General features: G+C 56.4%; 11 protein-coding genes and 1 pseudogene. All 12 read left to right on the plus strand.

The features are described 5' to 3' along the window. Window positions 1-171 (plus strand): annotated as a pseudogene (locus ABYK60_RS17135) (DUF3305 domain-containing protein); the annotation flags it as partial. Continuing rightward, entirely contained in the window at window positions 168-746 is a 579-nt protein-coding gene (locus ABYK60_RS17140) for a DUF3306 domain-containing protein (protein WP_372873220.1), read from the plus strand. The pseudogene ABYK60_RS17135 and the gene ABYK60_RS17140, both read left to right, overlap by 4 nt. A gap of 101 nt (window positions 747-847) precedes the next feature. Then, window positions 848-2,566 (plus strand): 4Fe-4S dicluster domain-containing protein, encoded by a 1,719-nt coding sequence (locus ABYK60_RS17145; protein WP_372873221.1) that lies wholly within the window; start codon window positions 848-850, stop codon window positions 2,564-2,566. 10 nt (window positions 2,567-2,576) lie between these two features. Continuing rightward, window positions 2,577-3,242, plus strand: coding sequence for a molecular chaperone (locus ABYK60_RS17150; protein WP_372873222.1), 666 nt, complete (start codon window positions 2,577-2,579; stop codon window positions 3,240-3,242). A gap of 80 nt (window positions 3,243-3,322) precedes the next feature. Beyond that, window positions 3,323-3,517, plus strand: a complete 195-nt coding sequence (locus ABYK60_RS17155; RefSeq protein WP_372873223.1) for a twin-arginine translocation signal domain-containing protein — start codon at window positions 3,323-3,325, stop codon at window positions 3,515-3,517. 35 nt (window positions 3,518-3,552) lie between these two features. Then, the gene (locus ABYK60_RS17160) at window positions 3,553-6,402 is read left to right on the plus strand and encodes a formate dehydrogenase subunit alpha (protein WP_372873224.1); all 2,850 of its coding nucleotides are present in this window, start codon (window positions 3,553-3,555) and stop codon (window positions 6,400-6,402) included. Window positions 6,403-6,429: 27 nt separating this feature from the next. Beyond that, a complete protein-coding gene (gene fdh3B, locus ABYK60_RS17165; RefSeq protein WP_240591303.1) occupies window positions 6,430-7,026 on the plus strand; it encodes a formate dehydrogenase FDH3 subunit beta in 597 nt (198 codons plus the stop codon). Between the two features lie 62 nt (window positions 7,027-7,088). Beyond that, a complete protein-coding gene (locus ABYK60_RS17170) occupies window positions 7,089-8,105 on the plus strand; it encodes a formate dehydrogenase subunit gamma (protein WP_372873225.1) in 1,017 nt (338 codons plus the stop codon). A gap of 595 nt (window positions 8,106-8,700) precedes the next feature. Next, window positions 8,701-8,895, plus strand: coding sequence for a formate dehydrogenase (locus ABYK60_RS17175; RefSeq protein WP_372873226.1), 195 nt, complete (start codon window positions 8,701-8,703; stop codon window positions 8,893-8,895). 12 nt (window positions 8,896-8,907) lie between these two features. Continuing rightward, a complete protein-coding gene (locus tag ABYK60_RS17180; protein WP_372873227.1) occupies window positions 8,908-11,781 on the plus strand; it encodes a formate dehydrogenase subunit alpha in 2,874 nt (957 codons plus the stop codon). A gap of 27 nt (window positions 11,782-11,808) precedes the next feature. After that, entirely contained in the window at window positions 11,809-12,378 is a 570-nt protein-coding gene (gene fdh3B / locus ABYK60_RS17185; protein WP_372873228.1) for a formate dehydrogenase FDH3 subunit beta, read from the plus strand. Window positions 12,379-12,465: 87 nt separating this feature from the next. After that, window positions 12,466-13,105 (plus strand): cytochrome b/b6 domain-containing protein (locus ABYK60_RS17190; protein WP_372873229.1); only part of this gene is annotated, 640 nt, incomplete at its 3' end.

Here is a 13,105-nt window from a genome sequence, read left to right on the forward strand (position 1 = left end):
GGATGCCTGGAAGGTGATACCCCGGTACTCAATATGGCCATGCCGGAAGCTGTGGCCTGTTGGATTGAGGCCTTTATCACCCGCCATGGTGAGGTGGAAATCAGCGCTCATCGCCGCAAGCATGTGAATCGCCGCAAGGAGTTGGCCGAAGCGAATGCACGGAGGTCATGATGACAGACTCAACCCAGGGATTTTTAGGGCGCTGGCAGGCCCGCCGGGAAGCGGTTGCCGCAGAAGAAGCCACCGAGCTGCAGAATGAGCTGATTGCCCGGGAGCAGGCCGATGAGGCTGCCGCGACGTTGGCACAGGAGATACCCGCTGGAGAAACGTCTGCTGAAGAGACTGCGGCGGCAGAGGCTGAGCCTGAGCCAGTTGCCGAGTCGTTGCCCGATCCCGATAGCATCGAAGTGGGCGGCAGCTTTGCCCGCTTTATGTCGAACGATGTCGACCCTTTAACCCGCACAGCAGCACTGCGTGCACTGTGGAAGCAACCCCAGTACAACCATATCGATGGCCTGATTGAGTACGCCCTCGACTATTCCAACCAGCCCAAATTGAGTGCCGATGCCTCGTTGGAGCTGGCCAAGAAAGTATTCCGTCATGTCGTAGAGTCGGCAACCGAAGAGGTGGAAACTGAGGTAACGGCCGTGGCAGTCGCGTCTGAGGACAATTTGCCTGAGGTCATCGAGGAGGTGCCCCAAAATGGCCAATCAGAAGGAGAGCAAGCTCAAGACCTTATCGCTTAGGGTCAGTTTAGCCGAGTTTAATGTCCGTAAAACTGGTATGTGAATTGCTGTATTTAAGATGGCTCATCGGCGCCAAGTAGCGCAAAACAAACAATAAATTGATGGCCCTCACTTACAGAAACAGCCAAAGAACTGTTCAGGAACGCAACGTGAGCATTAGTCAAACAACACACAGAGCCGGGCACAGTGAAATACGCCGTCAGGTTCTTGCACAAACCCGCATTCTCGGGAACCTCATTCCCCCGACGGTGAGCTATTCCACCGAAGGGCATGTTCTTATCATCGGCGCTGAAGACATCGCCAGGCTTGCTGCCGGACGGCTGTCTGCCATGGCGAGCCGGGTCATTCTGGCCACCGACGATATTACCAGCCAGGATGAAGCTCATCTGGAGCAGGTGATGAACGCCGCTCCTGAGGTCGAAAGCTTCTACAATAAACTGGTGTCCATCAAAGGTTTCCTCGGTCAATTTCAGGTGACTGTGGAGCAAAATGGCACCCAGGCGGCGCTGTCCACTGTGGCCATTCGTCGCCCCCATTTCGATGTGGTGCTGGACCTGTCCATTGAGCCAGCCATCAACCTCGAAATGCTGCCTCCCGGTTATTTCCATGTGGGTCAGGATGGTGCCAAACTGGAAGATGCGCTGGCGCAAATCCCTGATCTGGTGGGGCAGTTCGACAAGCCCCGCTATGTGAAGGTGAATGCCGACCTGTGCGCCCACAATCGCAATGGCCTCAGCGGCTGTACCCGTTGTCTTAATTTCTGTCCTGCGGATGCCATCCAGAGCGTGGAAAAGAAAATCGAGATTGACCCCTACCTGTGCCACGGTGCCGGCAGTTGTACCAATGCCTGCCCGACCGGTGCTATCAGCTACGACCTGCCCAATCCTCAGGCACTGCACAGCTTCATCGGCAAGCTGGTCAGTCGTTTCCGCGAAGAAGCACAGGAAGCTCCGGTCATCCTGTTCCACGACCAGAACCAGGGGCAGGCGCTGATTAACGATGAACTGCCCGGCGAAGTGCTGCCGGTGGCGCTGGAAGAAATCACAGTTGCCGCCATGGACCATTGGTTTGCAGCCCTCGCCTGGGGTGCCCGCGAAGTGCTGGTGCTGAATACTCAGGCCACGGCGCCCACCCTCACTTCCATGCTCAAGGGCGAAATCGAGCTGGCCTGCCGCATTCTTACCGAGATGGGGCAGCCTGCCAGGGTGCGTTTGATTGATGAGGCCGAGTTGGCCGACCTGACCCCTGCGCTGGATATCAGCCTCGACTGGCCGGTGATCGTGCCTGCGGCCTTTGGTGCCACCACCAAACGCGAAACCCTGTACGCCGCCATCGATCATCTCAATGCTCAGGCTGGTGGAGTGACCACGGTTGTGCCCATGGGCAATGTGCCCTTTGGTCAGGTGAAAGTGGCAGAGGCCAACTGCACCTTGTGTATGTCCTGCGTGGCCATTTGCCCCACAGCAGCACTGACCGACGGCGGTGACGAGCCCAAGCTGCTGTTTACCGAGCAGGACTGTGTGCAGTGCGGCCTGTGTGAAGCGGCTTGCCCTGAGAAGGTCATCAGCCTCAGCGCTCAGGTGAACTTCGACCCTGATAGCCGCAAGGCTGCCAGGGTGCTCAAGGAAGAAAAACCGTTTGATTGTGTGCGCTGCGGCGCGCCCTTTGCGACCCAGTCCATGGTGCACCGGATGCTGGATATGGTCGGCATGCACTCGGCATTTGCCGCCAACATCGAGCGACTCAAGATGTGTGGCGACTGCCGTGTGAAAGACATGTTTGAAGACATTCTTCAAGATCCGGAAAAGCAACTGAGGTAAGAGACGCGCTATGACCCAAGCCATTCGACAAGTATCAGAAAACGACCAGTTCCGGGCCGACATCTACCAGTTGTTGGCGGCCTTGCTGCGCCGCGCGCCTTCTGCCGAGCTGCTGGCCTTTTTGCAGGCGCTGGAAGTGGACGTGGAAGAAGACAACGATATGACCCGCGCCTGGGCGGCACTGAAGCTGGCCGCTGGCCAGTTCACCCCCGAGCAGCTGGAAGATGAGTATTTTAACCTGTTCCTCGGTGTCGGCTGCGGTGAAATCCTGCCTTATGGCAGCTGGTTTATGACAGGTTCGCTGATGGACACGCCGCTGGCGCTGCTGCGTCAGGACCTGGCTCAGATGGGCTTTGAGCGTGAAGAAAACGTCAGGGAGCCGGAAGATCATGTAGCCGCCCTGTGTGAAGTGATGGGCTCGCTCATCCTCGAGGCCCCGGGCTATCGCCAGCTGGCCTTCTACCAGCGCCATATCGGCAGCTGGATTAACCGCTTCTGCGACGCCGTGGCCAAGGCACCCAGCGCCGCGTTTTACGGCACTGTGGCTCAGCTTGCCAAGGCATTCTTTGCCGTGGAAGCCAATGAGTTTGAACAACTGAGTCTGGACATTCCGGTGAATTGCCCGGGCTCGGCCGATATTGCCCCAGCCAGTCAGGAAGCCGTTGAGGTTCACTGAGGGGTAACAGTAAACAGGCGGCTTCGGCCGCCAACCAAACAGCCGGCTTTGGCCGGAATCGATAACAACAAGGAGACAACATGAAGAAGCCAGCTTCCGAAATGAGTCGTCGTGAACTGCTTAAGGCGCTTGCCATTGGCGGTGGTGCGGTTGCCGCAGCTACTGTGGCAGGCTCTGTCGCAGCGGCGCCTGCTGAGGCCACGCCCGAGCAGCAAAGCGACAAGTACCGCGAGACTGAACATATCCGCAATTACTACGCCACCCTGCGCAACTGAGCAGCCGGGCATTAACTCAAACCAAGGAGATTAAGATGCGATTGACCCGCACCTCCACCGAGGCTTCCAAGGCAGAAAAGCCCAGCCTCGGCATGAATCGTCGTCAGTTCCTCAAATCTGCCGGTTTTGCCACCGGTGGTATTGCCGCTGCTTCCATGCTGGGTACCGGCATGATGCGCCGCGCCGAGGCCAAAGACGTGCCACACAATGCGCCCACCGAGGTGAAGCGTACTATTTGTTCTCACTGCTCCGTTGGCTGCGGTATCTATGCCGAAGTACAAAACGGCGTGTGGACCGGTCAGGAGCCCGCCTTCGACCACCCGTTCAACCAGGGCGGCCACTGTGCCAAGGGTGCCTCTCTGCGTGAACACGGCCACGGTGAAAAGCGCCTCAAGTACCCGATGAAGCTTGAAGGCGGTAAGTGGAAGAAACTGAGCTGGGATCAGGCCATCAACGAAATCGGCGATAAAATGCTGAAAATCCGCGAAGAGTCAGGCCCCGATTCCGTGTACTTCATGGGCTCGGCCAAGTTCTCCAACGAACAGGCTTACCTGTACCGCAAACTGGCAGCCATGTGGGGCACCAACAACGTCGACCACTCTGCCCGTATTTGTCACTCTACCACTGTAGCCGGTGTGGCCAACACCTGGGGCTATGGTGCGCAAACCAACTCCTTCAATGACATGCGCAACTCCAAGTGCATGCTGTTTATCGGCTCCAACCCAACCGAAGCGCACCCTGTTGCCATGCAGCACGTGCTCACAGGTAAAGAGCGCGGCGCCAAGATCATTGTGGTTGACCCACGTTTCACCCGTACTGCGGCCAAGTCCGACGAGTACGTGCATATCCGTCCCGGTACCGATATTCCGTTTATTTACGGTCTGCTGTGGCACATCTTCGAAAACGGCTGGCACGATGAAGCCTTCATTAAGTCACGTGTTTACGGCATGGAACGTATTCAGGATGAAGTGAAGCGCTGGACCCCTGAAGAAGTGGAACACGTTGTGGGTGTGCCCAAGGCACAGATGTACCGCGTGGCCAAGATGATGGCTGAGCATAAGCCCGGCACCATCGTCTGGTGTATGGGTGGTACCCAGCACCACGTAGGTAACGCCAACACCCGTGCTTACTGCATTCTGCAGCTGGCGCTGGGCAACATGGGCGTATCCGGTGGCGGCACCAACATTTTCCGTGGTCACGATAACGTGCAGGGCGCCACCGACTTCGGTCTGCTGTTCGATAACCTGCCGGGCTACTACGGCCTGACCTCAGGTGCCTGGGGCCACTGGAGTAATGTGTGGGATCTGGATCCTGCCTGGGTATCCGGCCGCTTCGATCAGGGTGAGTACCTCGGCAAGCAGCCACAAACTACAGCAGGTATTCCTTGTTCCCGCTGGCACGACGGTGTGCTGGAAGACAAGACCAAGATTGCCCAGAAAGACAACATTCGTCTGGCCTTCTTCTGGGGCCAGTCGGTCAACACCGAAACCCGTGGCCGTGAAGTGCGCGAAGCACTGAACAAGATGGATAACGTGGTAGTGGTTGACCCCTTCCCAACCATGGCCGGCGTAATGCACCAGCGTACTGACGGCGTGTATCTGCTGCCAGCCGCTACTCAGTTCGAAACCTATGGTTCGGTAACTGCCTCCAACCGCTCACTGCAGTGGCGTGACAAGGTGATTGAGCCGCTGTTCGAATCCCTGCCTGACCACGTGATCATGTACAAGCTGGCCAAGAAATGGGGCGTGGAAAAAGAATTCTGTAAGCACATCCAGGTCAACGGTGATGAGCCGCTGGTGGAAGATGTGACCCGCGAATTCAACCGCGGCATGTGGACCATTGGTTACACCGGTCAGAGCCCTGAGCGTATCAAGATGCACCAGCAAAACTGGGGCACCTTCGATGTGAACAGTCTCGAAGCACCCGGCGGCCCAGCCAAGGGTGAGACTTATGGTCTGCCATGGCCATGTTGGGGCACTGCCGAGATGAAACATCCCGGTACCCAAATCCTCTACCGTACTGACCGCGAAGTGCGCTTCGGTGGTGGTAACTTCCGTGCCCGCTTCGGTGTTGAGCACGAAGGCAACAATATTCTGGCCGAAGGCACCTACTCCAAGGGCGCTGAAATTCAGGATGGTTATCCCGAGTTTACCGCTGACATGCTCAAGCAGCTTGGCTGGTGGGATGACCTGACCGAGGAAGAGAAAAAGCACGCCGAGGGCAAGAACTGGAAGACCGACGTGTCTGGTGGTATCCAGCGTGTAGCCATCAAGCACGGCTGTATTCCTTACGGTAACGCCAAGGCCCGTTGTATTGTGTGGAACTTCCCTGACGATATCCCACTGCACCGCGAGCCGCTGTATACCCCGCGTCGCGATCTGGTGGCCAAGTACCCCACTTATGATGATATGCAGGTTCAGCGTCTGCCAACTCTGTACAAGTCAATTCAGGAGAAGGACTTTGCCAAGGACTTCCCACTGGCACTGACCTCAGGCCGTTTGGTTGAGTACGAAGGTGGCGGTGAAGAAACCCGCTCCAACCCATGGCTGGCGGAGCTGCAGCAGGAAATGTTCATTGAAATCAACCCTGCCGATGCTGCTGACCGCGGTATCCGCGATGGTGATGACGTGAAAGTACATGGCCCAGAAGGCGCCGTGATCACAGTCAAAGCCATGGTGACGCCAAGGGTTATTGCCGGTGAATGCTTCATGCCATATCACTTTGCGGGCATCTTTGAAGGTGAGAGTTTGGTTAAGAATTACCCCGAAGGTACAGCACCTTACGTACAGGGTGAATCTGCCAACACAGTACTGACCTATGGTTATGACCCTGTGACTCAGATGCAGGAAACCAAGTCCAGCCTGTGTCAAATCACCAAAGCCTGACCGTAACTTGATGAGGAGAAAGCCATTATGGCAGTCATGAAATTTCTGTGTGACACCAAGCGCTGCATCGAGTGTAACGGTTGTGTCACCGCCTGTAAGAACGAAAACGACTCCGCCCTCGAGTGGGGTATCCAGCGTCGCCGTGTAGTCACCATCAAAGACGGTGAACCCGGTGAGGCCTCAATCTCGGTTGCCTGTATGCACTGTACCGACGCCCCCTGTATGGCGGTGTGTCCGGCGAACTGCTTCTACAAGACCGAGGACGGCATAGTACTGCACGACAAAGATACCTGTATCGGTTGTGGCTACTGCTTCTATGCCTGTCCTTTCGGTGCACCGCAGTTCCCGAAAAAGACCGCCTTTGGCAGTCGCGGCAAGATGGACAAGTGCACCTTCTGCGCCGGTGGTCCTGAGGAGAACTTCTCCGAGGCTGAGCGCCAGAAGTACGGTGCCAACCGTATCGCCGAGGGCAAGTTGCCTATGTGCGCCGAGCTGTGTGCCACCAAGGCACTGCTGGCCGGTGATGCTGAAGTGGTATCCAACATCTACCGTGAGCGCATGGCCGCCCGTGGCAATCCCAACGTTGTCTGGGGCTACAACCCACAGACAGGTGAGATTAACTGAGGCCAAGCTGTGGCGGCGAAAGCAGGTTAGCGCCTGAGTTCGTCGCCGCTAAAGGAGTGAAAATGTTATCCAAAGCGTTCAACAAGTCACTGCAGCAGCTTTGGTCTGTGGCCTTGTTGGCGATTGCGCTGGCGCTGGGTTCCGTATCGGGAGCCTTTGCCGCCGATGAGCAATCCAGCCAGCAGCAAGCCGCCAAGACCAGCGATGCCGACCTGTGGCGCGCGGTGAAGGCCGGTGAATCCGGTTACACCACGGCCCAGGGCGTCGAAGCCGGCGTACTGATTAACGTGGCAGGTAATCAGGGCAAAGATGTTCGTAATCAGTACCTGACTCCTGCCCTGGGCTTTGCCGTGGTGGGTGTGTTCGGAGCCTTCCTGCTGTTCTATCTGGTCAACGGTCCTTCGAAGCTGCATCACGGCTTTTCAGGTAAGATGGTGGCCCGCTGGAGCAAGGCGGATCTGTGGATCCACTGGGTACTGGCTATTGCCTGTATGCTGCTTATCTTCACCGGTTTAACCATTATGCTGGGGCGCCATGTGCTTGAGCCTTATTTGGGGGCGGGTTTGTGGGCATCGCTGATCTACGGCAGCAAAACCATTCACGATTTCGCCGGGCCGGTGTTTATGCTGGCATGGGTGTTGTGTGTGGTGAAGTGGATGCCGCTGCAAACCTTCAAGCTGTACGACCTCAAGTGGTTCCTGCTGGTGGGTGGCTACATTAACTTCGGTCCCTTCAAGGGTAAGCACCCCGACAGTGGCTTTGCCAATGCCGGTGAGAAAATGTGGTTCTGGACCCTGACCATTTTCGGTCTGTTTATCAGCGTGACCGGGGTGATGCTGGTGTTGCCGGGGCTGGATTTGCCACGGGAAGCTTCAATGGCTGCTCTGCTTATCCACGCCATCAGTGCCATCATCATTATTGCCTTTACCATAGTGCATATCTGGATGGCGACAGTGCTCAGTGAAGGTGGTATGGAGTGTATGAAGTCCGGTTACTGTGATGAAAACTGGGCTATCCAGCACCACAACCTCTGGTACGACGAAATCAAGGCCAACGGCAGCCTGAAATACAAGGACTGATGCTTAGTCCCGTACTGAAAAGGCCCAGTTTGACTGGGCCTTTTTGCACAATCGGCACCACAACCTCTGGCTTTCCTACAAAATCCAGCGAAATCAAAGCCAATGGCAGCCTGAAATACAAGGACAGATGTTTAGTCCCGTACTGAAAAGGCCCGGTTTCAACCGGGCTTTTTTATGTCTTTCCTCAAATTTTCCGCCAGTTCCTTTAATCCCTTATTCCCTTACTCTCCATTCCCCATTCCCCATTTTCGCCTCCCCTGAGGTGTCATTCTCAAGTGTATTTTGGCGTCTTTTACGCTGTCCTCCTCCTTATTCCGTCCGTACAGAAATGTCACACATTTAACGATTTATCTTTGTTGTATCAAATGGTTACAAGGCCGTATTTCGTGCGCTTTTTTGCACTTGTTAACAAATTCACCGCGTGAACCGCAGCAGGCGGCGCGAACACTGCGCCAGATCAATTTCTGTACATACGCGCGCGGCTACAGTGGCGGCGAATTTAGATAACCCATTAATAAAAATGGGTTTATCAACAATAGTCGTGCTTTTTGTTAACAAAGGTCGGTTAGCCCAGTTAACCAACTCAGGAGCAAGTATGAAAGTAACCCCTTCCAGCGCAGAGCGCAGGGCGTTTCTCAAGGCCATGGCCATGGGCAGCGTTGCCGGTGTGGCGGTGGCAGCCACGGGCACAGCAGTCGCCAAGCCCATAGAGCATGCTGAAACAGCCGATCAGGGCTATCACGAGACTGATCATATCCGCCGTTATTACGCCAGCTTACGCGGCGAGTAAAAGGAGACAGTGATGAAACTGACCCGAAAATCTGACGTGGCCGTGAAGGCCGAGGCCAAACCGCTGGGTATGAGCCGCCGTCACTTTATGAAAACGGCAGGTATTGCCACTGGTGGTATCGCTGCTGCGTCTATGCTGGGTACCGGCATGATCCGCCGCGCTGAAGCTAAAATTGCTGCTGTACCCCACGATGCTCCGGTAGAAATCAAGCGTACCATTTGTTCACACTGTGCTGTTGGCTGCGGTATTTACGCTGAAGTGCAAAATGGTGTCTGGACCGGCCAGGAGCCTGCATTCGACCACCCATTCAATGCCGGTGGCCACTGTGCCAAGGGTGCGGCGCTGCGCTATCACACCCATTCTGACAAGCGGGTGAAATACCCGATGAAGCTTGAAGGCGGTAAGTGGAAGAAGCTTAGCTGGGAGCAAGTGGTAACTGAAATCGGCGATAAGATGCAACAGGTGCGCAAAGAGTCCGGTCCGGATTCGGTGTACTTCATGGGCTCTGCCAAGTTCTCCAACGAAGCGGCTTACATGTACCGCAAACTGGCGGCCATGTGGGGAACCAATAACGTCGACCACTCTGCCCGTATTTGTCACTCTACCACTGTAGCCGGTGTGGCCAACACCTGGGGCTATGGTGCGCAAACCAACTCTTTCAACGATATTCGCAACGCCAAAAATATCTTCGTGATTGGTGCCAACCCTGCCGAGGCACACCCGGTGGCGATGCAGCATATCCTCACAGCAAAGGAACGCGGCGCTACCATTACCGTGGCTGACCCACGTTTCTCGCGCACTGCGGCCCACGCCCACGTGCACCTGCCACTGCGCCCCGGTACCGACATTCCGCTGGTTTACGGTCTGATGTGGCACATCTTTGAAAACGGCTGGGAAGATAAAGAGTTTATCCGCCAGCGCGTGTTCGGTATCGACAAGATCCGTGAAGAAGTGAAGCGTTGGACCCCGGATGAAGTGGAAAACGTCACCGGCGTATCCAAAGAAGCCGTTTACAAGGCTGCCAAGCACATGGCCGAGCACAAGCCCGGCACTGTTATCTGGTGTATGGGTGGTACCCAGCACACAGTGGGTAACGCCAACACCCGCATTTACTCTATTTTGCAGCTGGTGCTTGGCAACATGGGCGTTAAGGGCGGCGGCACTAATATCTTCCGTGGCCACGACAACGTGCAGGGCGCCACCGACATGGGCCTGCTGTTCGACAACCTGCCCGGTTACTACGGCGTAACCACAGGTGCCTGGCAGCATTGGTCCCGCGTATGGGATCTGCCTTTTGATGAGGTGAAAGCTCGCTTCGATGCCAACCAGTATCTGGGCCGCGACCCAATGACCACCCCGGGTATTCCTTGTTCTCGCTGGCACGATGGCGTGCTGGAAGACAAAGCCAAGCTGGCTCAGAAAGACAACCTGCGTCTCGCTTTCTTCTGGGGGCAGTCGGTGAACACCGAAACCCGTCAGATGGAAGTGCGTGACGCACTGGACAAGCTGGAAACCGTGGTTGTGGTTGACCCTTACCCAACCATCGCCGGTGTCATGCACCGCCGAAAAGATGGCGTGTACCTGCTGCCTGCTGCCACAGTGTTTGAGGGTGAAGGTTCGGTCAATAACTCAGGTCGCAGCGCCCAGTGGCGTCAGCAGGTGGTTGAGCCTATGTTCGAGTCCAAGCGCGACATGGAAATCATGTACCTGCTGGCCAAACACGTTGGCATTGCCGATGTCTGGACCAAAAACATCGAGGTGAAGAACAACCGCCCCGTGCCCGAAAGCGTGATGCGCGAGTATGCCCGCGGTATGCGCTCCATCGGTTACACAGGTTGGTCACCAGAGCGTATCAAGGCCCACACCATGAACTGGGGCGACTTCTCCAATGAAACCCTCGAAGCTGCCGGTGGCGTCAACAAGGGTGAAACCTATGGTCTGCCATGGCCATGTTGGGGTCTGCCGGAGCAGAAGCACCCCGGCACCCAAATTCTCTACCGCACCGGCATGAACGTGAATCAGGGTGGTGGTAACTTCCGTGCCCGTTTCGGCGTGGAATATCAGGGCGAAAGCCTGCTGGCCGATGGCTCCTTCTCCAAGGATGCCGACATTCAGGACGGCTACCCGGAGTTTTCCGCCGACATGCTCAAGCAGCTCGGCTGGTGGGATGAACTGACCGAAGATGAGAAGAAACTCGCCGAAGGCCGTACCTGGTCGACCGACCTTGGCGGCGGTATTGTACGTGTGGCCCTGGCTCACAACATGGTGCCTTACGGTAACGCCAAGGCCCGCTGCCGAGTGTGGACCTTCCCTGATGAGATCCCGACTCACCGTGAGCCACTGTACACCCCACGTCGCGATCTGATTGCCAAGTACCCAACCCACGACGACATGCAGGTGCACCGTCTGCCAACCCTGTTCAAGACCATTCAGGACAAGGTAGTGGCTGACAACCTCGACAAGAAGTATCCGCTGATCATGTCCTCCGGTCGTTTGGTGGAATATGAAGGTGGTGGTGAAGAGTCCCGTTCCAACCCATGGCTGGCTGAGCTGCAACAAGAGATGTTTGTTGAAATGAATCCGGCCGATGCCGCCGACCGTGGTATCCGCAACGGCGATACCGTGTGGCTGGAAGGCGCCGAGGGCGGCCGCATCCGCATCAAGGCCATGGTGACCCCAAGGGTGGTTCCGGGCCAGACCTGGATGCCTTACCACTTTGCCGGTGTGATGCATGGCGAAGACCTGCAATACCCCGAATCCGGTGGCATCAGCACCAGGCCCTATGTGGTGGGTGAGTCTGCCAACACCGCGCTGACCTATGGTTACGACCCTGTGACCCAGATGCAGGAGACCAAGGTGTCCCTGTGTCAGATAGCGAAGGCCTGAGCGCGGTAATCGAGGAGATAAGTCATTATGGCTACAATGAAATTTTTGTGTGACACCAAGCGCTGCATCGAGTGCAACGGCTGCGTCACCGCCTGTAAAAACGAAAACGACTCCGCCCTTGAGTGGGGTATCCAGCGTCGCCGCGTGGTCACCATCAAAGACGGAGAACCCGGTGAAACCTCCATTTCGGTGGCGTGTATGCACTGCTCCGATGCGCCCTGTATGGCGGTGTGTCCGGCTAACTGCTTCTACAAAACTGAAGAAGGTATAGTGCTGCACGATAAGGATTCCTGTATCGGCTGCGGCTACTGCCTGTATGCCTGTCCGTTCGGTGCGCCCCAGTTCCCGAAAAAGGGAGCCTTTGGCAGCCGTGGCAAAATGGACAAGTGCACCTTCTGTGCCGGTGGTCCTGAGGAGAACTTCTCTGACGCCGAGCGCCAGAAGTACGGTGCAAACCGTATGGCCGAAGGCAAGCTGCCCATGTGTGCTGAACTGTGTGCCACCAAGGCGCTGCTGGCTGGTGACGCGGAAATTGTTTCCAACATCTACCGTGAGCGCGTTGCCTATCGTGGTGCCGAAAACGGTGCCTGGAAGTAAACACAGCCAGGGGGGCGGCATGGCTGCCCCCGAGCGAGGTTATAAATGAACAATTGGTTCAAAATCCTGGCCGCGGCAGTGGTGCTCATGATGGGCATAAGCCTTGGTCATGCCGCCGATACTGCGGTTCAGGCGGGCGATCCACAGATTTGGGCCCAGCTCAAAGAGGGTGCAACCGGCACTACCACCTCCACCAGTGAGTTCCACAACCAGCCAATCAACACCTACGACTTGCGGGTGCTGGAGCTGCGCAGCGACCTGCTGGCACCGGGGCTGATGGCGGCACTGTTTGGCATGATCCTGGTTTTTGCCCTGTTTATCATGGTTAACGGCATCTCCAGGCTGCACCATGGGTTTTCGGGCAAGCTGGTGTATCGCTGGTCAAAGCTCGATGTGAGCATTCACTGGCTGGGTGCCATACCGTGCCTGCTTTTGATCATCACCGGGCTTATCCTGCTGGCGGGGCGCTTCTTCGTTCAGCCGTTTGTAGGCGAAGGCGTGTGGGCCGCCATGGTGTACGGTGCCAAGCAGGTGCACGACGTGGTGGCCATTCCCTTCATGATTGGTTGGGCGCTGATGACCCTGATGTGGGCCAAAAACCAGCTGCCGAAAATGTATGATGTGAAGTGGTTTATGGTGATGGGCGGCTATATCAACTTTGGCCCCTTCAAGAACCAGCACCCCGACGCAGGCTTTGCCAACGCCGGTGAAAAAATGTGGTTCTGGA

Source organism: Shewanella sp. (assembly GCF_041630135.1).
Taxonomy (GTDB): Bacteria; Pseudomonadota; Gammaproteobacteria; order Enterobacterales; family Shewanellaceae; genus Shewanella.